General features: G+C 46.0%; 23 protein-coding genes. 15 read left to right on the top strand and 8 right to left on the bottom strand.

Translation table 11 applies throughout. The features are described 5' to 3' along the window. The first annotated feature begins 237 nt into the window (after positions 1-237). The gene (trmD, locus tag QUB37_RS18060) at positions 238-933 is read left to right on the top strand and encodes a tRNA (guanosine(37)-N1)-methyltransferase TrmD (RefSeq protein ID WP_333164483.1); all 696 of its coding nucleotides are present in this window, start codon (positions 238-240) and stop codon (positions 931-933) included. An 80-nt stretch (positions 934-1,013) separates the two neighbouring features. On the opposite strand, the gene QUB37_RS18055 is transcribed toward trmD, so the two are convergent. Beyond that, positions 1,014-1,259, bottom strand: coding sequence for a hypothetical protein (locus QUB37_RS18055; protein ID WP_333164480.1), 246 nt, complete (start codon positions 1,257-1,259; stop codon positions 1,014-1,016). A 233-nt stretch (positions 1,260-1,492) separates the two neighbouring features. Here QUB37_RS18055 and ispF point away from each other — a divergent pair, with 233 nt between their 5' ends. The 5 genes from ispF (at position 1,493) to larB (ending at position 5,844) form a co-directional block, all read left to right on the top strand. After that, positions 1,493-1,972, top strand: coding sequence for a 2-C-methyl-D-erythritol 2,4-cyclodiphosphate synthase (gene ispF / locus QUB37_RS18050; protein ID WP_333164498.1), 480 nt, complete (start codon positions 1,493-1,495; stop codon positions 1,970-1,972). Positions 1,973-2,039: 67 nt separating this feature from the next. Next, complete coding sequence (locus QUB37_RS18045; protein ID WP_333164478.1) at positions 2,040-2,588, top strand: hypothetical protein; 549 nt, start codon at positions 2,040-2,042, stop codon at positions 2,586-2,588. Then, on the top strand, positions 2,566-3,138 hold the full coding sequence (locus QUB37_RS18040; protein WP_333164475.1) for a PIN domain-containing protein: 573 nt from the start codon (positions 2,566-2,568) through the stop codon (positions 3,136-3,138). Before QUB37_RS18045 ends, QUB37_RS18040 begins: the two co-directional genes overlap by 23 nt. A 40-nt stretch (positions 3,139-3,178) precedes the next feature. Next, positions 3,179-4,939 carry an ABC transporter substrate-binding protein gene (locus tag QUB37_RS18035; RefSeq protein WP_333164473.1) on the top strand — a complete coding sequence of 587 codons (1,761 nt, stop codon included), beginning with the start codon at positions 3,179-3,181 and terminating at the stop codon, positions 4,937-4,939. 101 nt (positions 4,940-5,040) lie between these two features. Further along, on the top strand, positions 5,041-5,844 hold the full coding sequence (gene larB / locus QUB37_RS18030; RefSeq protein WP_333164470.1) for a nickel pincer cofactor biosynthesis protein LarB: 804 nt from the start codon (positions 5,041-5,043) through the stop codon (positions 5,842-5,844). A 478-nt stretch (positions 5,845-6,322) separates the two neighbouring features. Here larB and QUB37_RS18025 read toward each other — a convergent pair whose 3' ends face one another. Then, positions 6,323-6,934: a hypothetical protein gene (locus tag QUB37_RS18025; protein ID WP_333164468.1), complete on the bottom strand. Its 612-nt coding sequence runs from the start codon at positions 6,932-6,934 to the stop codon at positions 6,323-6,325. Between the two features lie 326 nt (positions 6,935-7,260). On the opposite strand from QUB37_RS18025, the gene QUB37_RS18020 reads away from it, so the two are divergent. The 3 genes from QUB37_RS18020 to QUB37_RS18010 all read left to right on the top strand — a co-directional run bounded on the left by QUB37_RS18020 (position 7,261) and on the right by QUB37_RS18010 (position 8,923). Then, positions 7,261-7,473, top strand: coding sequence for a high light inducible protein (locus QUB37_RS18020; protein WP_333084124.1), 213 nt, complete (start codon positions 7,261-7,263; stop codon positions 7,471-7,473). 143 nt (positions 7,474-7,616) lie between these two features. Then, the gene (gene psbP / locus QUB37_RS18015) at positions 7,617-8,156 is read left to right on the top strand and encodes a photosystem II reaction center PsbP (RefSeq protein ID WP_333057481.1); all 540 of its coding nucleotides are present in this window, start codon (positions 7,617-7,619) and stop codon (positions 8,154-8,156) included. 119 nt (positions 8,157-8,275) lie between these two features. Continuing rightward, a complete protein-coding gene (locus QUB37_RS18010) occupies positions 8,276-8,923 on the top strand; it encodes a nucleoside triphosphate pyrophosphatase (protein WP_333164465.1) in 648 nt (215 codons plus the stop codon). A gap of 91 nt (positions 8,924-9,014) precedes the next feature. Here QUB37_RS18010 and QUB37_RS18005 read toward each other — a convergent pair whose 3' ends face one another. Continuing rightward, a complete protein-coding gene (locus QUB37_RS18005; protein ID WP_333164462.1) occupies positions 9,015-9,929 on the bottom strand; it encodes a calcium-binding protein in 915 nt (304 codons plus the stop codon). 303 nt (positions 9,930-10,232) lie between these two features. Between QUB37_RS18005 and eno the strand changes: the two genes are divergently transcribed. Continuing rightward, positions 10,233-11,513: a phosphopyruvate hydratase gene (eno, locus tag QUB37_RS18000; protein ID WP_445299864.1), complete on the top strand. Its 1,281-nt coding sequence runs from the start codon at positions 10,233-10,235 to the stop codon at positions 11,511-11,513. 233 nt (positions 11,514-11,746) lie between these two features. On the opposite strand, the gene argC is transcribed toward eno, so the two are convergent. Beyond that, positions 11,747-12,805: an N-acetyl-gamma-glutamyl-phosphate reductase gene (gene argC / locus QUB37_RS17995; protein WP_333164460.1), complete on the bottom strand. Its 1,059-nt coding sequence runs from the start codon at positions 12,803-12,805 to the stop codon at positions 11,747-11,749. A 438-nt stretch (positions 12,806-13,243) separates the two neighbouring features. On the opposite strand from argC, the gene QUB37_RS17990 reads away from it, so the two are divergent. Further along, a complete protein-coding gene (locus QUB37_RS17990) occupies positions 13,244-14,260 on the top strand; it encodes a sulfate/molybdate ABC transporter ATP-binding protein (protein WP_333057474.1) in 1,017 nt (338 codons plus the stop codon). 160 nt (positions 14,261-14,420) lie between these two features. Here QUB37_RS17990 and QUB37_RS17985 read toward each other — a convergent pair whose 3' ends face one another. Both QUB37_RS17985 and hisF read right to left on the bottom strand, forming a co-directional pair. Beyond that, entirely contained in the window at positions 14,421-14,762 is a 342-nt protein-coding gene (locus QUB37_RS17985) for a low temperature-induced protein (protein ID WP_333041098.1), read from the bottom strand. 430 nt (positions 14,763-15,192) lie between these two features. After that, the gene (gene hisF, locus QUB37_RS17980; protein WP_333144026.1) at positions 15,193-15,984 is read right to left on the bottom strand and encodes an imidazole glycerol phosphate synthase subunit HisF; all 792 of its coding nucleotides are present in this window, start codon (positions 15,982-15,984) and stop codon (positions 15,193-15,195) included. A gap of 688 nt (positions 15,985-16,672) precedes the next feature. Here hisF and QUB37_RS17975 point away from each other — a divergent pair. The 4 genes from QUB37_RS17975 (at position 16,673) to nadB (ending at position 21,190) form a co-directional block, all read left to right on the top strand. Then, complete coding sequence (locus tag QUB37_RS17975) at positions 16,673-17,020, top strand: zinc ribbon domain-containing protein (protein ID WP_333164456.1); 348 nt, start codon at positions 16,673-16,675, stop codon at positions 17,018-17,020. Positions 17,021-17,573: 553 nt separating this feature from the next. Continuing rightward, positions 17,574-18,533 carry an adenylate/guanylate cyclase domain-containing protein gene (locus QUB37_RS17970; RefSeq protein WP_333164454.1) on the top strand — a complete coding sequence of 320 codons (960 nt, stop codon included), beginning with the start codon at positions 17,574-17,576 and terminating at the stop codon, positions 18,531-18,533. A gap of 255 nt (positions 18,534-18,788) precedes the next feature. Further along, positions 18,789-19,223 carry a photosystem II complex extrinsic protein PsbU gene (gene psbU / locus QUB37_RS17965; protein WP_333164451.1) on the top strand — a complete coding sequence of 145 codons (435 nt, stop codon included), beginning with the start codon at positions 18,789-18,791 and terminating at the stop codon, positions 19,221-19,223. A 314-nt stretch (positions 19,224-19,537) separates the two neighbouring features. After that, positions 19,538-21,190 carry an L-aspartate oxidase gene (gene nadB / locus QUB37_RS17960; RefSeq protein ID WP_333164449.1) on the top strand — a complete coding sequence of 551 codons (1,653 nt, stop codon included), beginning with the start codon at positions 19,538-19,540 and terminating at the stop codon, positions 21,188-21,190. Between the two features lie 21 nt (positions 21,191-21,211). On the opposite strand, the gene QUB37_RS17955 is transcribed toward nadB, so the two are convergent. Continuing rightward, entirely contained in the window at positions 21,212-21,481 is a 270-nt protein-coding gene (locus tag QUB37_RS17955; RefSeq protein WP_333164448.1) for a hypothetical protein, read from the bottom strand. Positions 21,482-22,055: 574 nt separating this feature from the next. Then, the gene (locus QUB37_RS17950; RefSeq protein WP_333164446.1) at positions 22,056-24,191 is read right to left on the bottom strand and encodes a CHASE2 domain-containing protein; all 2,136 of its coding nucleotides are present in this window, start codon (positions 24,189-24,191) and stop codon (positions 22,056-22,058) included. Positions 24,192-24,333: the final 142 nt, after the last annotated feature.

Here is a 24,333-nt window from a genome sequence, read left to right as displayed (position 1 = left end):
GGTGCGATCGCCGATCGCAGTATCCCGCAGTTGTTTGGGGGCGAGTTTACTTGCAGTCGCTGTCATGAAAAACCGATTATTTTTGTACAAAACCGACCCGCAGACACAGGAAGAGAATTTAACTTGCCAAAATTTTCAGAAATTATAAGAAATTATAAAGAATAAAGCAATTACTGAAAACTGAACTCCCTCTAAAGGTCAAACTAGAGGTGATGTATCAATGAAATTCCAATAATTGTGCGATTTGACGTTGTTACCCTATTTCCAGAATTTTTCCGGGCTCCCCTAGAGTCGGGACTGATGGGCAAAGCCTTAGCTAAAAAGATTGCTGAGGTGAATTTTGTCAATCCCCGCGATTTTACCACAGACAAACACCAGCGAGTCGATGATGAGCCTTACGGGGGCGGAGTGGGGATGCTGATGAAACCGGAACCGATTTTTGCTGCGGTGGAGTCGCTGCCGATTTTGCCGCGGCGGGAGGTGATTTTGCTGACTCCCCAGGGGGAACCGATGCAGCAGGCGATGTTTCGGGAGTTGGCAGCCGATCGCGATCAGTTGGTGTTGATTTGCGGTCATTATGAAGGTGTGGACGATCGAGTGCTGCATTTGGTAACTCGCGAGGTGTCTTTGGGGGATTTTGTGCTCACGGGGGGCGAAATTCCGGCTTTAGCTTTGATAAATGGAGTTTTGCGATTGCTGCGGGGAACTGTGGCGAAGGAAGATTCCCTAAAGTTTGAGAGTTTTGAAGACGGGCTTTTGGATTATCCGCAGTACACTCGACCGGCGGATTTTCGGGGATTGAAGGTTCCTGACGTGTTGTTGTCGGGTAATCACGCAGAAATTGCTCGCTGGCGCAGGGAACAGCAAATTGAAAGAACGCGCCAAAGGCGATCGGATTTGTACGATCGGTGGTTGCAGGAAAGGGGAGAATAAGGTTTGAGGATGTAGCCGTTATTAGTTGGATCTTCAGGGATGATTAGCACTTGAAAGCTAATAGAACTCCCCAGGCAGAACTAAGTTACAGTTTTGCTTATTGAAGCTGTCAATCCTTCAGCAGCTAAAAGATGTCTTAGTCGATCGGTCTCAGCTTTAGTTCCGACAAAAACAGAACCAGGCATCTTCTTTTTTAAGTTCATCGCTTCAGCTAATGACAATTCCATAGCCTGACGCAGGATTTTTGTTACAACTGTTGCACGTTGTTCTTTTTCCAATACAATCAAGTTCCAAGTTTCTTCTTTTGCTAAAACCTCTTTTCTCATTTCGTTAGGTATAGCATCACTATTATCTAACTCGATTGCCTACCCGCAATAATGACAGCTATAAGATAGATGCCAGACAACTTTTTTGTCGAAGACAGACTGACCAACCGACATCTGTATGTCTTTGCTACAATTACCGCAAAGTCCGTAAATCAAGACCATTATTTTTCAGCAATCTCTCCGGAAATATGAAATAATTGTCTTTTGCTATACTTCCCAAATATCTACTTTACATGAACATCCGCATCGGCAACGGCTACGACATTCACTGCTTAGTTCCAGAACGCCCCCTCATCCTCGGCGGCGTCCACATTCCCCACGAATTAGGCTTATTAGGACACAGCGACGCAGACGTACTTACCCACGCTATCATGGATGCCATGCTTGGAGCTCTGAGCTTAGGAGATATCGGGCTGTATTTCCCTCCAACTGACCCGAAATGGAAAGGTGCTGATAGTCTCGTATTGCTGGCACAAGTCAATCAGTTAATATTAGATAAAGGCTGGGAAATCGGCAATATTGATTCGGTGGTGGTGGCGGAACGTCCAAAGCTGAAACCGCATATTGAGCAAATGCGCGATCGGCTTTCTGCTGTCCTACAATTAAAACCTGACCAAATCGGCATCAAAGCTACTACCAACGAAAAGTTAGGCCCTGTGGGGAGAGAAGAAGGAATTGCAGCCTATGCTGTAGTTTTGTTGGGCAAAAAATAGAACTCTAGAATCTCTAATTGACTGTAAAGTTAATCTCAAATCCAACATCGCTAGGAAGCCTGAAATCATGGACACTGACACTTGGGAGTTACAATTACCCGTAGACGCGGATGTGATCGCGTTGGATAAGGACGATAACATAGTCGTGCTAATCGAGGTTAAAATTATTCAAGCTCAAGAACCAGCCGCGAAACAGAAAATTATCGATCGCGCGATCGATTGGCTGAAAGCTGTGTTAGCTAAGCTATCTGAAAACAACGCGATCGTTCCCTATGCTATGTTTATTGACGCGGAACAAATTTTGATTTTCAAATGGGATGGTGTAAATTTATCGGAGCCTGTTTGCACTCTAAATACTGGTGAAATATGTCGCTATTATATGCCGAGTTTTGGCAGTCGATGGCTCTCTGAACGTACCATTGGGGGGCTGATAGAATCGTGGCTGCATGACTTAGATTATAACTGGAAATCCGAAATTCCTCCAGCATCAGAACAGATATCAGCCATCGGTTTGCTGCCATTACTCGCAAGTGGAACAACAAAATCAGGAGTGGAATTAGGTGGCAATTATATATATCGAGACCAACTTTCTGATGAGTATTGCTACAGGGCGTGAGGCTGAAGCAATTATGTTGCTCAGAGATTTGTCCTCATCAGTTCAGTTAGTCATACCCAGCGTTTGTTATATGGAGGCTTGGTCAGCTTTCGAGGACGAGTTGAAGCGACAAAACTCTTTTAAGGAACAGCTAAGCCGTCAAATTAGCGAAACAAAGCGAGATGTGACCTCTGAAAAGGTCGCCTCTCTATCTTTTCACCTAGAAGAGTCATTAGTTTACTATCTTGAACGAATAGATGAAATTGAATTGCGGTTGCGTGAAGCAATTTCTATGATGTCATGTAATGCCGAAATGATTGCATTAAATTCCGAGATTATTCAAGCAAATTTAAACACACCTATCATCAAAAAAGACCCAACAGACAATTTGATTCTACACTGTATCCTCAGTCATGCCCGATCGCATTCTACAGAAACCAAAGTATTTCTCAGCGGTAACGTCAAAGAATTTGGTCTACCGGAAGTTCAAGATGTTTTGCGAGAAGCCGGGATTACAAAGTATTTCTCTGTCACTAAAAACTTTCTCGGTTGGTTACAATCTCAGTCATAGTTGCACGCAGATGGTAAACTAAAAAATTATGAAAATTTCTATGATGCTACATTCAAGACTGCGCTGGCTGGCGATTTTACTGGCGGCAATTGCCACCCTAACTCTGTCTGCGTGTACTCCAGCCCGATCGAACTTAGTAAACAGACTCATCGTTCCCACCCCCAGCGGCCCGGCCACCTTTAACTACCCCCTCAATCAATCTGCATACAGCGTCTTTGGTTATATGTACGAGGGATTAATCAACGAAAACGGCTTGACATCCGAGTTAGAACCCGGTTTAGCTGAATCATGGGAAGTTTCTAAAGATGGCAAAAAGATTGTCTTTACCCTGCGAGAGGGATTGAAATGGTCGGACGGGGAACCGATGACTACTGATGACATTATCTTCAGTTATGAAAAAATTTATTTCAATGACAAAATTCCTAGCGGTTTGAAAGATATTCTGAGGGTTGGCATCAGTGGCGAATTTCCAAAAGTTAAAAAAATTGACAGCCGCCGCGTTGAATTTTCCGTTGCCGAACCCTTTGCTCCATTTATTAGATATGCTGGCGGAATCCCGATTTTACCAGGTCATATTTTACAGGAAGCTGTAGAAAATACAGATGCAGACGGCAACCCTAAATACCTGGCTACTTGGGGCACTGATACTGACCCTAAAAAAATTGTCGGAAATGGTCAGTACCGAATGCTGAGTTATACTCCTAATCAGCGCGTTGTTTTGGAACGAAATCCGTATTTTTGGCGCAAAGATGCTGAGGGAAATCCTCAACCTTACATCCAGCAAATTGTTTGGCAAATTATCGAAAATACTGATAATCAACTGCTGAATTTTCGATCGGGTGATTTGGATACTCTGAACGTGGAACCGGAAGTGTTTCCGCTGCTGAAACGGGAGGAAAAACGCGGCAAATATACGGTATTCAACGGCGGCCCAGATACTGGCAGCGTGTTTATGTGTTTCAATCTGAATAAGGGGCGCAATGCTCAAAATCAGCCGTTTGTAGACCCGGTTAAGTCTCGCTGGTTCGCGAGTAAGGAATTCCGGCAGGCGATCGCCTACGGCATCAACCGATCCGCCATGACTAACAATATTTATCGCGGACTTGGCGCGCCCCTGCATTCCCCAATTCCGGCGCAAAGCCCGTTCTACCTGTCCCCAGAACAGGGATTGAAAACTTACAGTTACGATCCGCAAAAAGCCAAAGAGTTACTGTTAAGTGCTGGTTTCAAGTATAATAGTAACGGCGAATTGTTGGATGCTGATGGCAACAAGGTGCGATTTACTTTGTTGATGGCGGCGGGGAAAAAAGTGCGGGAACAAATGGCAACGCAAATTAAGCAAGACTTGGGCAAACTGGGGATGCAAATTGATACGCAGTTCCTGAGTTTTAACACTTATGTGGAAAAGCTGCGATTGACGCGGAATTGGGATACTTACCTCGGCGGTTTTACGGGAGGTACTGAACCGCACAGCGGCTACAATATTTGGTCTGTTAACGGCACGCTGCACAGTTTCAACCAGGGCCCGCAAGCCGGAGAACCGCCGATTAAGGGTTGGAAAGTTGACGACTGGGAACAGAAAATAGATGACCTTTACGTGAAAGCTTCTCAGGAGCTCGATGAGGCGAAGCGCAAGGAACTTTATGCTGAAACGCAGCGGATTATAGCGGAACAAGTGCCGTTTATCTATATGGTGAATCCGCTGACTTTTGAGGCGGTGCGCGATCGCGTTTCGGGAATTCGCTACAGTGCCCTCGGCGGTGCTTTCTGGAATTTGTACGACCTGAAAATAACAGAATAGTCATTAGTCATTAGTCATTAGTCATTAGTCATTAGTCATTAGTCATTAGTCATTAGTCATTAGTCATTAGTCATTAGTTAGCAGTCATTAGTTATTAGTTTATGGAACCTAAAATTTTACAGAAGTTACTCGAATCTGTCGCGACCGGCGATATTAGCCCGATCGCAGCTTTGGATAAATTAAAGCATTTTGACTTTGAACAAGTCGGCGATTTTGCCAAAATTGACCACCACCGCACTTTAAGAACGGGTTTTCCTGAAGTAATTTGGGGCCCAGGGAAAACGCCAGACCAAATTGTTGAGATTATCGAGGCGATGCGCGGGCGAAATTCTGCCGTGATGGCGACACGAATCGAATCGGAAGTTTTCGAGCAATTGCAACAAAAAATACCCGATTTGTGCTACTACCAAAAGGCTCGAATTTGTGCAATTTCTCCCAATTCCCCAACTCCGCAGCATCCGGGTACTGTGACTATTATCAGTGCGGGAACGGCGGATTTGCCTGTAGCGGAAGAGGCGGCAATTACTGCGGAACTTTGCGGTTTTCAGGTGCGACGTTTGTGGGATGTCGGAGTTGCCGGCATTCACCGCTTGCTGAGCAACCGGCACGTAATTGCCGATGCTGATGTGTTGATTGCAGTAGCGGGTATGGAAGGTGCTTTGGCGAGTGTGGTTGCGGGTTTGGCAGATTGTCCGGTGATTGCTGTGCCGACGAGTGTAGGTTATGGCGCGAGTTTTGGCGGGATTGCTCCTCTTTTAACTATGCTCAATTCTTGTGCGGCTGGTGTGGGTGTGGTGAATATTGATAATGGGTTTGGGGCGGCAATTTTAGCTTGTCAAATTCTCAGAACTGCTGGCAGAGTGGGGAGAATCGGAGAGGGGGAGAATCGGAGAGAGGGAGAATAGTTACAAACCCCCTCTCTCAGATAAGACTAAGGCAAACTGCCACAGGACGATCGATTTTTAGGGTGCATCTTGCACCATTCTCGCTTAACAGGCTTTCCGGCCTGTTCCACAAAGAGTGAGTTTTCTTGTGGGGAGTAGGGGTTGGGCAGGAGAGCCCGCCCGTAAAAAACCTAATTGAAAATGGTGCAACATCTCAGGTGCGTCAGACTCCGTTATTGAAATATTATTGAAGATTTCGGGTAGTAGAGCACCTTATATCAAACCCGTTAGCATGGGAATAGTAAATTCGAGTTGACAGTTCACTGTCAACAGTCAACAGTCAACATCATTCCGGTGGCACCGGAATGATATTACTATATATGTCAGTTGCGTCCAGGACTGCCAGACTCGGCGGTTGAAACCGCGTCTACACTTGCTTCTCGTCTCTGCAGAGGAGGACTAAAAAATACAGGAGGTATTATTAAAGCCGGGTTTGAGATTACTTGCTGCCTAGCCAAATCGGATAAGCAGAAGAATCCTCAGCTTTTAACTTTTGCGCCTGATAACTCTTGCTAGTCCAAGTAGCTACTGTTTGCAGGTTTTCTGTCAAACAACTTTCGCTGCCAAAAGCTTCAAATCCCAAAGTCCACCACGCGCTGCCGTTAATGTTCAACTGAGTAAGTTCCACGGTGCAACCTTGGGGAATTGGGGCTTCCACAGGCACAGACATCAGGGAACCAGGGGCAGAAACTTGATAAAGACGCTGCGCTCGCTTTTTCTTGACTGCCACCCACTTTCCTGTCGCTATAATATCCGCCGGTATCGGCGCCATCGTGTCCGCACAAACCCACTTCAGCCACTTTTCGGCTTTGCCTTCCCAGCGATTGGCGAACTGCATCGTCCCCAACTCTCCCTGACGCCACTTTACCTCCAAGGTTTTCCCACGTAGCTTCACTCCCAAGTAGTCGCAGCTTGGTATTAGTAAATATATGTCTTCCCGCTCTTCAGGAGGCGAAAGATACCCGCCGAGACTCTCGCTTCCAAACCATTGATTGATTGATTTTGGCAGTGCACCGCTATAAAACCACCGCATTTCCAGACTGGCCCGCATAAATTTTTCCTCCGTTCCACAATTTTCGTCAAACCCAGACTGGATTTGCCATACACCATCGACTTTTGTGCCTCTCCACTCTATCCTCCCCCCTCCGGGGCCCAGAGTCTACCCACAGTCATACCATTTTAGATTTTAGATTTTAGATTTTAGATTTGGAAAACACTGACTATATAAGGGTTTAGAGCTGGCCTACAGTTGGATTTTTTTTTAAATATGGTGTCAGAGCGAGGTCTTTAAAAAAAAATTCTCACAATCCTTTACATATCTTCACAAGTCTGTTACATTTAGTTACAGTACACTAAAAACCATTTAGGAAAAAAAACATGAGTAACCGAGGCTTAATGCTGGACGACCAAGGCAAAATGAACAATTTTGCGATCGAGCCGACAGTATACATCGATGACGAACCCCGCACCGGCTTTACCCCCTACGCCGAACGCTTAAACGGCCGCCTTGCCATGATTGGCTTTGTTTCTCTCTTGGCTTTAGAAGTTTCGACCAAGCACGGGCTGATTAGCTGGCTGACTCAGCTTTAATGACTTTGTTAACAATTAAACTATATGGCTATGGATCGCGGGCGGTACACAAACAGCGATCCATGGCTTAACTATTTTTAGGGGCAAGGTTTGGTGAGACAATTAAAATTAAATATTTTTGTTTTACTCTACCCGTAAAAAGAATGCTCAAACGAATTGCGGCAATACTTCTGGTGGTTCTAAGCCTCACCTTGACCGGTTGTGTGTCTAAAGTCACCGGGCTCAAAAGCTACGTTGATACTGGCGACGGCTATCAATTTCTCTATCCTAACGGCTGGCTGCCGATCGCGGTTTCTAACGGGCCCGATGTGGTGTTCCGCGATTTGATTCAGCAAACTGAGAACGTCAGCGTGGTAATCAGTCCAGTCGCGAAGGACAAAACTCTGGCGGATTTGGGATCGCCGACGGATGTGGGATACAAGCTCAGCAAAAGTGCGATCGCCCCGGCTGATTCCGGCCGCGAAGCTGAATTAGTCAATGCAGAAGCTCGTGAATCGCGATCGAAAAACTATTACATTTTAGAATACGCCGTTAAGTTGCCAAACCAAGAACGGCACAACTTAGCGAGTGTAGCAGTCAGCCGCGGCAAACTTTTTACGCTTAACGTTTCCACTACCGAAGAACGCTGGCCCAAAGTAAAAGAAGCTTTTGAGAAAGTTGTTAAATCTTTCTCTGTTTATTAGGTTTAAAAAGTAATTGGGAATGGGGAATGGGGCATGGGCGTTGGGGATGGGGAATAGTTTCTTTTTGTTCCTTCTTCCTTCTTCCTTCTTCCTTCTTCCTTCTTCCTTGTTAACTTATTATGAAAATTCCAACTTTCGTATTAGCTTCAGCTTCTCCCGCGCGCCGCCGCCTGCTAGAAAATGCTGGCATTCAAGCTGTGATTTGCCCCAGCGACTTTGATGAAGGGCAAATACAAATGAAAGATGCCACTAATTTAGTGCAAGTTTTAGCAGAGGGAAAAGCTGAGGCTGTAGCTAAGTTTTTACTAGCTAATTCTCACCCCCAAATCTCCAATCCCAAATCTTGTTTGGTGTTGGGATGCGATTCAATTTTGCTCATAGATGGCGAAATTCACGGCAAACCCAAGGATGCGGAAGAAGCAATCTCGCGCTGGCACAAAATGCGCGGTAAGGTGGGCGAACTCTATACGGGTCATGCTTTAATTGATACTAGATTCGATGACTTTGATGAGGCCAGGTCGCGATCGGTCATTCGCTATCAAGTTACAAAAGTTCATTTTGCGGAAGTTACCTCGCGCCAAATTGCAGCTTACGTCGCTACCGGAGAGCCTCTTGCCTGTGCAGGCTGTTTTGCACTCGAAGGTAAAGGCGGCTTTTTTGTCGAAAAAATCGAAGGATGTCACACAAATGTGATCGGTTTGAGCTTACCTCTGCTGCGGCAAATGCTCACCGAAATGGGATATGATGTGGCGGATTTCTGGTCTTGAAATCCAGAATTGGGAAACGAATGGAATGGTTTGTAGCCAGGGCTTTAGATCCTCTCCTAGGACTCAAGTGCTTACTACAAACCTATGAGGATTACCCTAGAACGATCGCCTCATCCGATACAGATATAAACTGAAGTTGATCCGGCGAAACATCCTTCACCAAACCCAAGATATTGCCGGTGCTAGCTTCCCGAATCACCGCCGCCTTAGTATTTAAAATTCTAAAATCAGCAGTGCGAGGAATTCCCGGAGGAAAAGGGCCACTGCTGTCATAATCTCTGGCATCACCAATTGTTAAAAACCTTTCGCTCAAAACAATATCATTTCGCGTCAATCCAGACGCCAATCCAATTACATCACCTTCAGCCGGATTGTAATCGAGAATAAAATCTGCCGGCACTTCATCTACATCAAAATTGCCACTAGGAGGCGGTTGAATCGAACCAATTTCTCCCGAAGTGCCTCCCACTTCTGTGCGGAGGACAAACAAATCTGCGCCTTCACTTCCCCAAAGTCTATCAATTCCAGCATCACCGATTAGAGTATCGTTTCCACTCTCTCCTACTAAAGCATCATTCCCTTTACCGCCGCGAATAAAGTCATTGGCTGTACCTCCATAAACGTAGTCATCACCTTGATCTCCGCTGACAAAATCGCTGCCACATTCTCCATAAAGAATGTCAAAATCTTGGCCGCCGCGAATTGTATCGCTGCCACAACCTCCGATTAAAGTATCTGTGCCACTGTTACCGTTCATCAGTTCCGCACCACCGGAACCTCTGACAAAATCGTTACCCTCTAAAGCCCGCAAACCTCCGGGAGTATTCCGCAGAATTCCATTTGCTAATTGAACTGCGTCGTCATTGGGAGTTAAGTCAAAAAAGTTGGGGTCACTGGCTGGATTTGGCAATGGTCCTGTGAGTAATTTGGTGTTTGGGGGATCAGCAATAATAGGGTCTGAATTTTCAGCTAATGCTCTAATTTCTCCAAGATTTGTTCCTAACATCCTAATTTTCTCCTTTTTTGATTGACTTTGTTGACATTCTGATTTTAACAAAGATTCCAATTAATAAATCTGCGGGAATCTGGGGTTAAAAACAATCAAATTACTGTCAAACTTGTCGGAGGTCTTTATTCAACAAGCCTAGCTTATTGACACCTGTCTGCTCGTCCAAATCCGCAAATATTTTGAACTGTGCACCAATAATTCTGGGGATCGCGTACTCTATTACCCGTCAGCAGTCAGCGTGGGAAAACCCGGAGACTGCTAATTGTCATGAAACCTTGAGTTAAGTCAGGAATAATTAATATGCTAGACACTGCGATCGAATCTATTCAAGCCAGAGAAATCCTCGACTCCCGTGGGCGCCCCACCATTGAAGCTGAAGTTTACCTAGCCAACGGTGTTGTCGGGATCGCCCAAGTCCCCAGCGGTGCCTCTACAGGCTCTTTTGAAGCCCACGAACTTCGCGACGACGACAACAAACGTTATAACGGCAAAGGAGTCCTAAAAGCCGTCGCTAACGTCGAACACAAAATTGCTCCGGCTTTGGCTAATCTAGATGCGATCGACCAAGCGCTGGTAGACAAAACCATGATTGACTTGGACGGTTCCCCCAACAAATCCCACCTCGGCGCAAATGCCATTCTCGGAGTCTCCTTAGCCACAGCAAAGGCGGCCGCCGAGACTTTAGGACTCCCCCTTTACCGCTACTTGGGCGGGCCCTTGGCGAACGTTTTGCCCGTACCACTGATGAACGTGATCAACGGGGGCTCTCACGCTAACAATAATGTGGACATTCAAGAATTTATGATTGTCCCGGTGGGTGCGCCATCTTTTAAAGAAGCTTTACGCTGGGGTGCAGAGGTATTTGAATCCTTGAGTAAAGTCTTAAAAGCTGAGGGTTTGCTGACTGGTGTGGGTGATGAAGGCGGTTTTGCGCCTAATCTTAAATCCAATCAAGCAGCTTTGGATTTGTTGATTGCAGCTATTGAAAAAGCTGGCTACAAACCGGGTGAACAAGTTGCTTTAGCTTTGGATGTTGCTGCTAGCGAATTTTACAAAAATGGGCAGTACACTTACGACGGTGTGGCTCATTCGCCTGCCGAATTAATTGATTATTTGGATGGTTTGGCCAGTCAATATCCGATTGTTTCCATTGAAGATGGTTTGCATGAAGACGATTGGGAAAGTTGGGTAGCGCTGACGCAGAAAATGGGCAGCAAAGTTCAATTGGTTGGTGACGATTTGTTTGTTACTAATCGCACGCGGCTGCAAAAAGGAATTGATTTGAAAGCTAGCAATTCGATTTTGATTAAGCTGAATCAAATTGGTTCTTTGACAGAGACTTTGGATACGATCGACCTGGGCAAACGGAACAGCTATCGAGCCGTCATCAGCCACCGTTCCGGTGAAACTGAAGATACCACAATTGCCGATTTAGCGGTAGCGACTCGCGCCGGCCAAATCAAGACTGGTTCTTTGTGTCGCAGCGAACGAGTTGCCAAATACAACCGTTTATTGCGGATTGAAGACCAATTGGGCGATCGGGCAATTTATGCTGGGTCGATCGGTTACGGGCCTAAATAACACTTGGTAATCGAAAATTTTCGTTCCCAGGCTTTACCCCTTGGTGAGAACTTAACTCAAACCGATCGTCTCTCTTGTTGGTATCGAAGTCTAGATACCCCCTAACCCCCCTTAATAAGGGGGGGACAAGAAATCTTCTCAAAGTCCCCCTTATTAAGGGGGATTTAGGGGGATCTAGACTCGACTAAAAGCGACATTTATTCCACTTAAATCTGGATATTACCGATCCTCAATTAAGGATAGAAAGCCAATTGTGGCAAACCCAAAGTTTCTTCCCAACCCATCATCAAGTTCATGCACTGGATGCCTTGACCTGCTTGTCCCTTAATTAAATTGTCGATCGCCGATAGCACAATCACCCTGTCAGTACGCGGATCGACTTCCACACCGATATAACAAAGATTCGTGCCGCAAGCCCATTTTGTTTGCGGGTAAACTCCAGCCGGCAACACTTTTACCCAAGGACAATTGCGGTAAAAAGCACTGAAAATCGTGATTAAATCTTCCCGCACCAAACCCGGATCACGCAAAGTTGCGTACACAGTCGCCAGAATTCCGCGCACCATTGGAATTAGGTGAGGAGTAAACTGAACTTTAATATCGTGTCCGGCTAAATCGCTGCAAATTTGCTCGATTTCTGGCGTGTGGCGGTGGCGGCCAACGCCGTAAGCGCCCAGAGACCCCTCTGCTTCAGCCAACAAGAGATTAACTTCAGCTTTGCGGCCCCCTCCAGAAGCACCGGATTTGGCGTCGATAATTGCTGTTTCTGGCACAATGAGGCCTTGTTTGAGCAAAGGTGCCAGGGCTAATAAACTAGCCGTGACGTAGCAGCCGGCACAGCCTACTAACTGAGCGTCTTTAATTTGATCGCGATACAATTCTGGCAAACCGTAAACAGCCGTTGCAGCTAAAGCAGAGTCCGATCGCTCGCCTCCGTACCAAGCTTTGTAAGTTTCCAGATTTTCAAATCTGTAGTCAGCCGACAAATCCAAGACTTTGCAGCCTTTTTCGAGCAGCGTCGGTGCCATTTTACAAGCTAAACCGTTCGGCAGCGACAGAAACACAACTTCACATTTTGCCGCTATTTTGTCTAGGTCGATCGCCTCGACTGTCAAATCAATGCAGTTAGTCAGATGCGGGTAAAGGCTGGAATAAGGTTTTCCTGCACTGCTATCCCCGCCCAAATAAACTACTTCAGCCGCCGGGTGGTCCGCCAGCAGTCGCACAAGTTGCACGCCGCCGTACCCTGAAGCGCCGATAATTCCTACAGGCACACGTCCAACATCTCCCATTTTCCTTTATCCCCTCAGCCGTTGAAGTCAAAAACGCTTGAACTTTTGCTGCATTGTAGTACCAAACGCCAACTTTGGTGGCAAAGAATTGTGTTGTTTTGTTCTGGAGGTGCATTTTTGTTAATTTTCGGCTGTTTGACACCGCCCAAAACCGATACAAAGCCCCGACTCCTTTCCTGGAGAACCCAAAATTTTATACCAAAGTTCCATCTTCCAGATTCCAAGCTGCAAGTAAATCTAAAATCTAAAATCTAAAATCGACTGACCGATCGCCAAAACCCTAAAATTAACAAACTGATGTGCGATCGTGCTATAAAAAAACTTACCTTAACCCATCCACAAACCGGAGATTAACATTTTTCCCTCTTGCCTCTTGCCTCTTGCTTCCTGTATCCTGCCTCTTCCCTCTTCCCTCTTCCCTCTTCCTTCTTCCTACCTATGGGCATAGTCGTAGAAAACGTATCAAAACAGTTTGGCAGTTTCCAAGCACTCGATCGAGTCAGCTTAGAAATTGAATCGGGTTCCCTAGTCGCATTGCTTGGCCCGTCAGGTTCCGGCAAGTCTACACTGCTGCGACTGATTGCGGGTTTAGAAATGCCCGACTCCGGCAAAATCTGGCTGACAGGTCAAGATGCGACCAATACTAGCGTCCAAGACCGCAAAATTGGGTTCGTATTTCAGCACTACGCGCTATTCAAGCACATGACAGTCCGAAAAAACATCGCTTTCGGGCTGCAAATTCAGAAAACACCACCCGCGAAAGTCAAATCGCGGGTAGAAGAATTGTTGAATTTAGTGCAATTGGCAGGATTGGGCGATAGATACCCGTCGCAACTTTCAGGGGGCCAGCGGCAGCGGGTGGCCCTCGCCAGAGCCCTGGCTGTGGAACCGAAAGTGTTACTGCTAGACGAACCTTTCGGAGCTCTCGATGCCAAAGTTCGCAAAGATTTGCGTGCTTGGTTACGGCGACTGCACGACGAAGTACACGTTACCACAGTCTTTGTGACGCACGATCAAGAAGAAGCGATGGAAGTTGCCGATCGAATTACAGTAATGAATAAAGGTAAAATCGAACAAGTCGGCACACCCGCAGAAATTTACGACCATCCCGCTAGTGCTTTCGTAATGAGTTTTATCGGGCCAGTCAATGTATTGCCCAGCAGTTCAAGAATGTTTCAAGACAACGGCTTTGACTCAGCCAACCCAGAGATTTTCTTGCGCCCTCACGACGTAGTAATTGAAACTACAGAAAATAGTGCAACAGTGCCTGCAAGAATCAGTCGCTTGATTCATTTGGGATGGGAAATTCAGGTAGAATTAACCTTAGATGACGGTCAAGTAGTAAACGCTAATTTGACTAGAGAAAGATTCGATAGCTTGAACTTGCAACCCCAGCAAAGAGTGTTTGTAAAGCCGAAAGATGCCAAATCCTTTCCACTTTTTTATTCCATCTAAGACGAATTCTGAAAACTAAAGCTAAATTTAGATTGGATACGGATTTTTCAAGGATGTGGCGCGGTCCGGTGTTTCTACAAAAAAAATCTAGGGACACGGCACCGCGCCATGTCCCTAATCTTTTATACTGACTACTGTCCGCTGACTACTTCGCGCTGAGTTAGTCTTTAATTTTGTTGACAGCTTTTTTGACTTGTTGCTCAAAGGATGTAGCTTGTGTATTGGAAGGATTTTTCATTTTTTCAATGTCAGCGTCCCCCTGAACTTCGTTGGGTCCTTTGCTGGCTTTTTCTTGAGTTTCTTCCAAGGACATTGGTTTTTTGAGTACAGCTTCTTGAGATTCTTTTTCAATACCTAAAAGTTGGTCTTCACCTTTGGTGGGGCTGCTAGTAACTGCAAAAGCCGGGAAAGCATTAGAAACAAACATCAAAGCACAAAAACAAACAGCTATTAAAGTGCGAACTAAACGCTTGGCAGGAAAGTTAAAGCTGATAAAAGACATACACAATTTCTCCGTTTTTACAAATTTTAATTGCTGAGATTGTTAACAGGCTGAAGCTCACTCAAATTCTGCACAATCTTTAACTCAAGTTTGAGAAAAGCAACCGTTGCTCTCTTTCAAATTGAGCTAATATATAATATTTAGCTGAAAAAACTGGTATTTGAAATCCTTCTCAGGGAATATTTCTAGATGACTGGCGTTGATCGCCCCAAGAGATTTATGTAGAAGGCACTTGTGTAGAACAAAAAAATTCTCTATAAGTGCCTTCGGATGCGCCTCACCTAGCGGTATCAATGTCAGTAACTGGTTTGATCGTGGAGTGAGGGGGTTTATTTAGCCTGTTTGCAATGTGAGAGGGCGCTTGAGTGAACCCGCAGAGTGATTTGTTGAAAATGTTGCAAGATATGAGATGCCCCCGACTCTCGACTGACTAATGACTAATGACTAATGGCTGCTGCTGTCGCACGGGAACTTGACATTTTGCTAGATAAGTTTTAATTTCTCCTACACTGAGTTGCCCGTAATGCAGCAGGGAAGCCAGCAGTGCAGCTTCTGCTTTGCCCTCAGTCACGGCTTCGTAGATGTGGTGACAGTTGCCGGCGCCGCCGGAAGCAATGACGGGAATTTCGACAATTTCAGCGATACTCCGGGTTAATGCCAAGTCGTAGCCGGCTTGAGTGCCATCAGAGTCCATGCTTGTCACGAGAATTTCCCCCGCGCCACGCTGTTCCGCTTCTTTTGCCCAGGCGATCGCATCTTTGCCGGTATTTTCTCGCCCTCCGCGCACGTACACGTCCCAACCAGGATTATCCGCATCTTGCCGTTTGCGGGCGTCGATCGCCACTACAATGCACTGATTACCAAATCGATCGCTCGCTTTGTCAATTAAACTCGGATCGCGCACCGCGGCCGAATTAATACTCACCTTATCAGCGCCCGCCCTCAACAAACTTTTAATGGTGTCTAACGATTGGATACCGCCGCCCACCGTCAAAGGGATAAATACTCGATCGGCCGTTCGGTACACCACATCGATCATAATATTCCGGTCTTCGTGAGTCGCCGTAATGTCCAGAAACACCAACTCGTCAGCACCCGCATCATTGTAAACCTGAGCCATTTCTACCGGATCGCCAGCATCCTGAAGATTAACAAAATTGACACCTTTGACCACGCGACCGGCTTTCACATCCAGACAAGGTAAAATTCTTTTCGACAACATACAATTCTCTTCCAATTTAACTTACTCGGCGGGAAGTCCCCCGCTATAACTCTACTCATCTTAGCGGTGGGATGAAAACCAGGGTTGTTTTTTGCCGTCCTGTTTGTGGTCTTCACTCTTAGCTGCAGAACGAGTTAAACAGGCAAGAAATAACCAATATCTCAGATATCACAATACGGTAACAATCAATTAAATTTATTTTAAAAGTTTGATAAATAACCATAAATGTCGCAACGATTGCCACAACAAAGCTGTCAAAATCGAGAGATATGAACTAAACCTATCCAGAGCATTCATCAACTTCTTTGAAGAACAGGTATCTTTCCAGAAGTTTGAGTTAACGCATGACCAGCAATCAATTCAGTAGCCACAAAAAGTACAAATTGTTAGTGAGAAATCCCTCCAGTTTCTAGGAAAGCTGGGGGGTATTTTTGCTATCAACCACAACTTATAAAAATCTAAACCGTAAGCAGCATAAACTATATCCCAAACATCAAGATTCCAATCATCGCCCTAAATCCCGTATAGTTCCATAGCTAACGAAAAGATGGCAAACGCTGGTGAGGAATTCTAGGAAAAACTCTCTCCCAAATTGGTGCCGGAAAACAAAATCATCGTTGTTGAAAATTTGGCAGTAAATAACCTAGTAAAAAAATCCATGCCTAGCTAAAGTAATTAGCGATGACGGATGGTCAAATTTGACCATACAAGTGAAAGACAAAGCTGCAATAGAGGTAAAAATTACCTCGAAATTGGTCGGTTTTTCGCACCATCGAGTAAGAGTTGCCACGTAAGTCTGAATCAGGTGGCTAGCCTTCCGTGGGAAGTGCGTAGCTGGACTTGTTCCAATTGCAAAACTAAGCACGATAGAGTTGTGAATTCTGCTATCATTATTGGCGATGAAGGGCTTGGATTATTAGCGTTAGGAACTAGCACTACTGCCGATGGACGGAATGTAAGTCTGATGGTTGCAAGGAAATCTTCGATAGGAGGGGCTGTTCCGGTTGAAATTGGCAGCCTACACCATAGGGAGTAGTGTACAGAACTCTGGATCTGCATAGCAGCCCACACCCCCTACCCCCCGCCTAGCTCTACCGTGTACAGACAAGTTGATCGCTGACCCATATTGTAGAAACCCTGTTTCCTAGAATCTTGATTTCTCGTTTTGCCGAATCAATAACTTAAAATTCATGAAAATAAGCTTCCTTTCTGAGATTCATGCGAAACTTGGGTTTCAGGAATCGTATTGAAAGATTTCGGATTTGTGTGTACACCCTAGCCCCCTAGCCAGAGAGCCATTTTCCCACTTTTTTCTGGGCCATCAAAATAAATAAAAGTTGTCTCCCGTCCGGGGCAGGCAGTATGATCAGGTACAATCTTGGTAGACAGTCTGTTTTTACTGCCTGCTTTGGTAGAGCGAATCATAAATACCTTCGCTAGCTCGATCGAATTTATGGTTCACAAATCCTGCAGGGGCTAGGTGCATCGACGATGGACTAAAAAATCTAAAATCTGAAGTCTAAAATCTCAAATCGGTTAATTTTGTGTCGTTTCTAGGACTGTTGTGACGAGTGCAACCCAATCCACATATGGTACTTCGCACAGAAGGCGGCAATCGCTACTTGCCGCTCTCCGGCAGCAATTGCTGGACAGTAGGGCGGAGCGATGACAATAATTTTGTACTGACAGATCGCTGGATTTCCCGTAATCACGCGATGTTACAGCAAATGGAGACAGGAGAGTTCTACCTGATCGACTTGGGCAGCCGCAATGGTTCCTTTGTCAACGGGCGGCGGGTCAGTATTCCTGTCACTCTCCGAAATGGCGATCGGATTATTTTCGGTCAAACCGAATTGGACTTCTACAACCCAACCGCCGGCCACCGGCACGATCCACCAATACACGAGACAGACTCTGAAGATTTTACGGCGACTTTGACGGTGCGTAGCCTGATTAGCGTCATGGTAATGGACATCCGAGACTTTACAGTTTTGACTAGGCAGCTAGACGAAACCCTCCTCTCGGAAGTTATCGGCAATTGGTTCCGCAAAGCAGGACAGATCATTCGTGAACACGGCAGTTGGGTGGACAAATACATTGGTGATGCCATCATGGCAGTCTGGTTCCACAAAACCAGCGATGTCAGCAGCGAGGAAATGATGCGGATTTGCCAAGCTTTGAGCGAACTGCACAAAGCAACAGACGAACTCAGCAGCCGTTACCCCCTTCCTTTTCCTTTGCGAGTCGGGGCCGGAATCAATACCGGTTATGCAATGGTGGGAAATTCTGGCAGCAGCGATCGATCGGACTATACCGCCTTGGGAGATACTGTAAACGCAGCATTTCGCCTGGAATCTTGCACCAAGCAACTCGGCAAGGATATCGCTGTGGGAGAAACTACCTACAAATACTTGACGCAATTGGGGGCGCAGGGCGCTTTCGAGCAGCACACCGTTGCTTTGAAGGGTTACGAGAATCCCAGCGTGGCTTACGGCGGTACCTATGCTGACTTGAACGCTTTTCTCAAAACGAAAGGAAAAAGTTCTTGATAGCGAGAAAATTGGGGGCGGGGCAAAAATTAACCCTTTAAAAGGGCAGTCCGAGTTTTTAATTGGGAGTGCCTTTGATCAACTTGCCTGCGATGCTTAAAAGTCGGCTAATGTCATATATTGTCCGCCTTGTCAATACCCAAATGTAAAGTTTATAACAGCCCTCTACTTATTGCGGATTTATCTGAAAAACTGCATAAGCAAAATGGTAGTCTCTACATAAATGCTGTGTATGAAATTGGGAGACAAAACTTCATGAAACGATTGGGTCGTCTATTGGCAGTATTGGGCTTAGTGCTGGGCTGCTTTGCATGGGCTGGAGACCAAAGCGCGATCGCGGCGTCATTAAGCCGTATCGTCTTGCCATCATCCTCGCTCCTAGCTGTTGAAGCTCCGGCTAGAACCAATCGCGCCGATGAGAAGCTTGCCACAGAATACGGCAAAAAACTTGATTTGAACAACAGCGCCGTCCGGGACTTTCGCCAATATCGAGGGTTGTATCCCACTTTAGCTGGACTAATTATTAAGAACGCTCCTTACGAAAAAGTTGAGGACGTACTCAACATTTCAGGTTTGACGGAAGCTCAGAAAAAAGTGCTGCAAGCTAACTTGGACAAATTCACCATAACTGATGTCGAATCAGTCTTTATTGAAGGAGATACCAGGTTGAATAACGGTCTCTACGACTAGGTAGCAGCGGGCCTCATTTGAAGGCAGAAGTCATTGGGCAGAAGGCATTCGGCAGAAAGAAAAGATTTTTTCTCTTAGGCTGATGACTTCTGCCTTTAATTTATCAAGACTTACTTTCAACCACCATTCGGCAAAAGCCGACCAAAATTCGCTAGATTGAAATCAGCGGGTTCCCCTGATTCATCTAAAATCTAAAATCTAAAATCTAAAATCCGTTGACTGACATTAGTTCAAGTCCCCAGATTCATCTGTAGACTCAATTCTAAAATCTAAAATCTAAAATCTAAAATCTAAAATAGACTGGCGGCAGACTTATGACTGACAAATTTGACGTATTGGTAATAGGTGCTGGCGCGGCGGGTTTGTACACAGCACTTTGCCTGCCAGAGCATTTGCACGTGGGCTTGATCAATAAAAATACCCTGCCTGTTTCTGCCAGCGATTGGGCTCAAGGAGGAATTGCGGCGGCGATCGCCCCTGAAGATTCCGCAGCGCTGCACGTTCAGGATACACTGGCTGCAGGAGCCGGTCTTTGCGATTTGGAGGCGGTGAAATTTTTAGTCGAGGAAGCTGGTGCTTGCATTGACTCCCTCGTGAAAATGGGCGTTGCATTCGATCGCACCGGCCCAGATTTAGCCCTCACCCTAGAAGCCGCCCACTCCCGCCGCCGAGTTCTCCACGCCGCCGACACTACGGGCAAAGCCGTCATCAGTACGCTGACAGCAAAAGTATTAAGTCGCAAAAACATTCAACTCGTATCCCCTGCCTTTGCTTTGAGTCTGTGGCTAGACAAAACCGGGCGCTGTCAGGGGATTAGCTCGATTTGTGGCTCACAAGTCAAGTGGCTGCAGGCCAAAGCCGTGGTGCTGGCGACAGGCGGCGGCGGACAGGTTTTTGCTCAAACAACCAATCCGTCGGTAAGTACCGGGGACGGGGTAGCAATTGCGTGGCGAGCCGGGGCGCTGCTGCGAGATTTAGAATTTGTGCAGTTTCACCCGACGGCACTGAGCAAAGTGGGCGCGCCTCGGTTTCTCATTAGCGAAGCGGTGCGGGGAGAAGGAGCTCATTTGGTTGACAGTAAGGGATATCGCTTTGCCTTTGACTCTCACCCCAGCGGGGAACTCGCCCCTAGGGATGTTGTCAGCCGCGCTATTTTCCGCCACTTGCAGAAGACGGGGGAACCTCATGTTTGGCTGGATTTGCGCCCGATTGCGGTCGATCGACTGCGCTACAGGTTTCCGAATATTATTCAAGTGTGCGCTGATTGGGGAATTGATATTTTTTCCGAACCGGTGCCGGTGACGCCTGCGGCCCATTACTGGATGGGAGGGATTGTGGCTGACAAGTTTAACCAAACTTCGATTCCGGGTTTGTACGCGGTGGGAGAAACTGCCAGCACGGGGGTACACGGCGCTAATCGGTTGGCGAGCAATTCGCTGCTGGAATGTCTGGTTTTTGGGGCGCAGATGGGACTTTTGCAGCTAGAAGGTGGAAGGCCCGAGGCATTCGCCGATCACGAATCTTCAGGGGAAATCTTGGAAAAATCGATTTCTGAAAAGGACATTGAGGCGATCGAAAAGTTGCGGGTCGAATTGCCGAATTTGGTGTGGCAGAGTGCGGGAATTTGCCGGGGACAACGCGATTTGGAAAGTGCGATCGTCCAACTTGAGATTTGGCGGCAAGAATTTGCTTCGTTGCCTTTGAGTCAAACGCTTGATAATTTACGACCCGGACAAATTATTGATTTTTCGCCTGCTGAGGCGGAGAATAGCTCAATTTTGCGAAATTGGGGAGAAGTTGGCAATTTATTGGATATCGGCTATTTAATTGTCAAAAGTGCTGCGTTTCGCACTGAAAGTCGCGGCGGTCATTACCGAGTGGACTATCCCCTCACCGACCCGGATTGGTGCAGCCATACTTTAATTAACCAATCCAATTGGTACAAATCTCCGCGAATAGAAGATTGAAAATTTATTGAAAATTTGGGGTCAGCGCGTTCCCGTACCGTCACTTTTGGGGTTCCCGTTCGGGTCTGGTTCGTATTGTTGGGGATTTCCCAACCTAGAGGTTGGTGCAAGTGTCCAAACTCTGGGAGTCGATCGCGTCGCGATCTTGCCCACGCTACGGGCTTTTGTGAAATTGCTAGTTGAGTTGCTGGCAAGTTGAGCCGCATTTGCGGTGCCGACTATATTCACTTGCAGGCAGGCTGCCAGGGTTGCCGTTGTTGTGAGCTGAATCAAAGTACGCATAGTATTCACAGGCTTATTCAAATCATCGCAATAGATCCACGTCTGTACCACCTATTATATCTGTCAATTTCCGTATTTCCACTGATATCTTTACATTTACTTTAATTAACTTTCCTAAGTTTACATAAACTTTTTACATTAAGGCTTTTTGGCGATTTAAATTTGGTTTCAGGTTGTGATTTATTTTAATATTTTGTAACATTTAGATCAGACGGCAAGTTGGTCTCATAAGTTTCATCTTTGGCTAAATCTATCTAATGACAGATGACGGATTAGAGGATTTTAAACTATGTGATTTTAGATTTGAGATTTCACTACTTTGGACATTTTTTTGATCGGTTTCAAAAAGCTTAGAAGGCTTACAGTTTAAGGATCGAGCTATTTTTTAAAGTTAGCTGCACAGGGGACGCCTGAAATAATATCTCCCTCACGGCCCAATTAGGGTTTGAGGTCTAAAATTTACTCAAAGTTTGTCTGAAGTAATTGAAATTTTAGATAAAAAAATTGAATAATTATAAATGACTTATCAATATCGAGGTGGGGACTTTACCTACAGTTGCATTATATTTTTAACTTGTCTTGATTAATAAAAGTGATATTGATTTTTCCCGCGTTCCTTAGCACGATACATCGCAACATCGGCATTCTTAACTAAAATCTCTGGCTCCTGACCGTCAATGGGATATAAACTAATGCCAATACTTGTAGTTACAGAAACTGTATGTTCTTCTAAAATAAAAGGCTGCATGATGGCGTCGCAAATTTTTTCCGCTACTTTCGCAGCTTCCTCGTGACCGGGAATTGCGGGCAAAATGACTGTGAACTCGTCCCCGCCCAACCGCGAGATAGTATCGCTGCCGCGCAAGCATTTTTTGAGCCGACTGGCAACTGTTTTTAAGAGTAAATCGCCCACATTGTGTCCGAGAGTATCGTTGATTGACTTAAATCCATCTAAATCTAAAAACAGTAAAGCTACCAATTCTTGAGTGCTGGAGGCTATTTCTAGAGACCGATGTAAGCATTCGTAGAACATTTGGCGGTTGGGCAAACCGGTAAGAGCATCGTGATAAGCTTGGTGGCTGAGCTCAGCATTTTTTTGTTCTAGGGCATTTGCCCGAAGTTGGCGCTCGGTAATGTCTCTGATTGCTCCGACTAAAAATAGGTTGCCGGCAGCATCTTGATGCAGGGATCTTTTAGTCGCAATCAGATGCGTAATTCCGTGAGCATCAGTAAAATATTCTTCATTTTCTCGCGGCTGGTGAGTTTGAAATACTAATTCGTTTTGCTGCCAAAATATCTCGGCTTCGGCTTGGGGAAATAAATCGTAATCGGTTCGGCAAGTTAAAATTTCTAAAGGATAGCCAATAAACCGACAATAGGCCTGATTCAAAACTATGCAGCGGTGATTTCGATCTTTGACAAAAATGGGGTCGGGAATTGTATCGATTAGCGATTGTAAAAATTCTTTAGACCGTTTTAATTCTTCTTGCAAGTGAGCCAGATAACCGACAACAGCAGCACCCGAACCCACAAGACTGAGGATTGGAGGAATTAAGGGTAGCCACCAACCTGCTAAGAATGCTAAGTATAAAGTGGCACTCAGACCTAGACAGATACTTAATAAACAATAAGCCGATCGACCAAGCGATCGCAAATTCCAACTCACATTTGCTCCCGCCCAAGACCACAGTAAAATCCACAGCAACTCCGCAGCCTCTGGCCAGACATTGATACCCCCGCGCCCGTCGAGGGCTGCACTCAAAATTTGGCTCAAGAAATGAGCCTGAAGCTCGACTCCCGGTATTTGCTGGGGAGGACCAAACCAACCTGAACTGTAAGCATTTTGGTAAAAGTCTCTGAGGCTGGGGGCATTTGAGCCGATCAAGACAACGCGCGATCGTACAAAATCAGCAGGTACTTTGCCAGAAAGCACATCGCCCATCGATGCAGTGCGAAAACTGCCTCGCGGGCCGCGCAGGTTGGTCAAAATTTGATAGCCACGGCTGTCCGATCGAACGTAAGCACCGTCATTCGGTTGAAAAGGCCGAAAAACCCCCTTGCCTAACTGCAAGTATTTAGGATTGACTCTTGCTCGTTGAGGGGAAATGCCTTCGCTTTTGAGGTAAAGCAAAGCCAGTCTGAGTGCGAAACTTTGATGAGTTTTGCCGTCTCCGGGCCAAGCGTAGAGCAAAGTTCGCCGCACTTTTGAGTCAGCGTCGATAACAACGTTGTTGAAACCGATTCGATCAAGCTTGTCAAGTACCGGAGGCGGGCGAACTCCGAAGCGGGTTTCGTCTGGCATCAACTCAATGCCGATTAAGTTGGGAATAGTTTTAAAAGTTTTGAGCAATTCGGCGTTACCCGGTTGAGTTGGCAAATCTCGGTAAACGTCGAGGCCGATCGCCCGCGGCTTGCCAGTGTGCAATTTTTGCAGCAATTGGGCCAATACAGCATCCGAAATTGGGTAGCCGTATTTTTGCAAGTCAGCTTCCTTAATTTCTACAATGACGATGCGCGAGTCAATGGGTTCGGCCGGCCGCCAGCGCACAAATTGGTCGAAAGCAGCCCATTCCCATACCTGAAAACATCCGAACCAGCGCATGACAATGACCGTACTAGCAACGGCACTCGCAGTAATCAATACTCGGCGTTCTCGATCGACCCATTTTTTGATAGTTTTTAGCATATTTTGGGGATTTTGGTCTCGCCCTTTGAGCATCTAAACTACTACTACGTATAGGTTTTACATCTCCGGGGCGAGTCGATTTTAGATTTTAGATTTTAGATTTTAGATTATCCAATTTTTTGGTTTTTTGGTGCGGGCGAGTCGATTTTAGATTTTAGATTTTAGATTATCCAAT

The sequence above is a fragment of the Microcoleus sp. AT3-A2 genome, assembly GCF_036705685.1.
In the GTDB taxonomy this organism is placed as follows: domain Bacteria; phylum Cyanobacteriota; class Cyanobacteriia; order Cyanobacteriales; family Microcoleaceae; genus Microcoleus.
This window is presented reverse-complemented; position numbering and strand designations above follow the sequence as displayed.

What these genes read in the sequence shown, in the direction of transcription:
- nadB (WP_333164449.1), top strand. Translation starts at nt 19,538, where the DNA reads ATGACTGACAAATTTGACGTATTGGTAATAGGTGCTGGCGCGGCGGGT.
- hisF (WP_333144026.1), bottom strand. Translation starts at nt 15,984, where the DNA reads ATGTTGTCGAAAAGAATTTTACCTTGTCTGGATGTGAAAGCCGGTCGC.
- QUB37_RS18055 (WP_333164480.1), bottom strand. Translation starts at nt 1,259, where the DNA reads ATGAGAAAAGAGGTTTTAGCAAAAGAAGAAACTTGGAACTTGATTGTA.
- psbP (WP_333057481.1), top strand. Translation starts at nt 7,617, where the DNA reads ATGCTCAAACGAATTGCGGCAATACTTCTGGTGGTTCTAAGCCTCACC.
- argC (WP_333164460.1), bottom strand. Translation starts at nt 12,805, where the DNA reads ATGGGAGATGTTGGACGTGTGCCTGTAGGAATTATCGGCGCTTCAGGG.
- QUB37_RS18025 (WP_333164468.1), bottom strand. Translation starts at nt 6,934, where the DNA reads ATGCGGGCCAGTCTGGAAATGCGGTGGTTTTATAGCGGTGCACTGCCA.
- QUB37_RS18020 (WP_333084124.1), top strand. Translation starts at nt 7,261, where the DNA reads ATGAGTAACCGAGGCTTAATGCTGGACGACCAAGGCAAAATGAACAAT.
- ispF (WP_333164498.1), top strand. Translation starts at nt 1,493, where the DNA reads ATGAACATCCGCATCGGCAACGGCTACGACATTCACTGCTTAGTTCCA.
- QUB37_RS18035 (WP_333164473.1), top strand. Translation starts at nt 3,179, where the DNA reads ATGATGCTACATTCAAGACTGCGCTGGCTGGCGATTTTACTGGCGGCA.
- QUB37_RS17970 (WP_333164454.1), top strand. Translation starts at nt 17,574, where the DNA reads ATGGTACTTCGCACAGAAGGCGGCAATCGCTACTTGCCGCTCTCCGGC.
- QUB37_RS17985 (WP_333041098.1), bottom strand. Translation starts at nt 14,762, where the DNA reads ATGTCTTTTATCAGCTTTAACTTTCCTGCCAAGCGTTTAGTTCGCACT.
- QUB37_RS18005 (WP_333164462.1), bottom strand. Translation starts at nt 9,929, where the DNA reads ATGTTAGGAACAAATCTTGGAGAAATTAGAGCATTAGCTGAAAATTCA.
- larB (WP_333164470.1), top strand. Translation starts at nt 5,041, where the DNA reads ATGGAACCTAAAATTTTACAGAAGTTACTCGAATCTGTCGCGACCGGC.
- psbU (WP_333164451.1), top strand. Translation starts at nt 18,789, where the DNA reads ATGAAACGATTGGGTCGTCTATTGGCAGTATTGGGCTTAGTGCTGGGC.
- eno (WP_445299864.1), top strand. Translation starts at nt 10,233, where the DNA reads ATGCTAGACACTGCGATCGAATCTATTCAAGCCAGAGAAATCCTCGAC.
- QUB37_RS17950 (WP_333164446.1), bottom strand. Translation starts at nt 24,191, where the DNA reads ATGCTCAAAGGGCGAGACCAAAATCCCCAAAATATGCTAAAAACTATC.
- QUB37_RS18040 (WP_333164475.1), top strand. Translation starts at nt 2,566, where the DNA reads ATGAGTATTGCTACAGGGCGTGAGGCTGAAGCAATTATGTTGCTCAGA.
- QUB37_RS18045 (WP_333164478.1), top strand. Translation starts at nt 2,040, where the DNA reads ATGGACACTGACACTTGGGAGTTACAATTACCCGTAGACGCGGATGTG.
- QUB37_RS18010 (WP_333164465.1), top strand. Translation starts at nt 8,276, where the DNA reads ATGAAAATTCCAACTTTCGTATTAGCTTCAGCTTCTCCCGCGCGCCGC.
- QUB37_RS17990 (WP_333057474.1), top strand. Translation starts at nt 13,244, where the DNA reads ATGGGCATAGTCGTAGAAAACGTATCAAAACAGTTTGGCAGTTTCCAA.
- QUB37_RS17975 (WP_333164456.1), top strand. Translation starts at nt 16,673, where the DNA reads ATGGTCAAATTTGACCATACAAGTGAAAGACAAAGCTGCAATAGAGGT.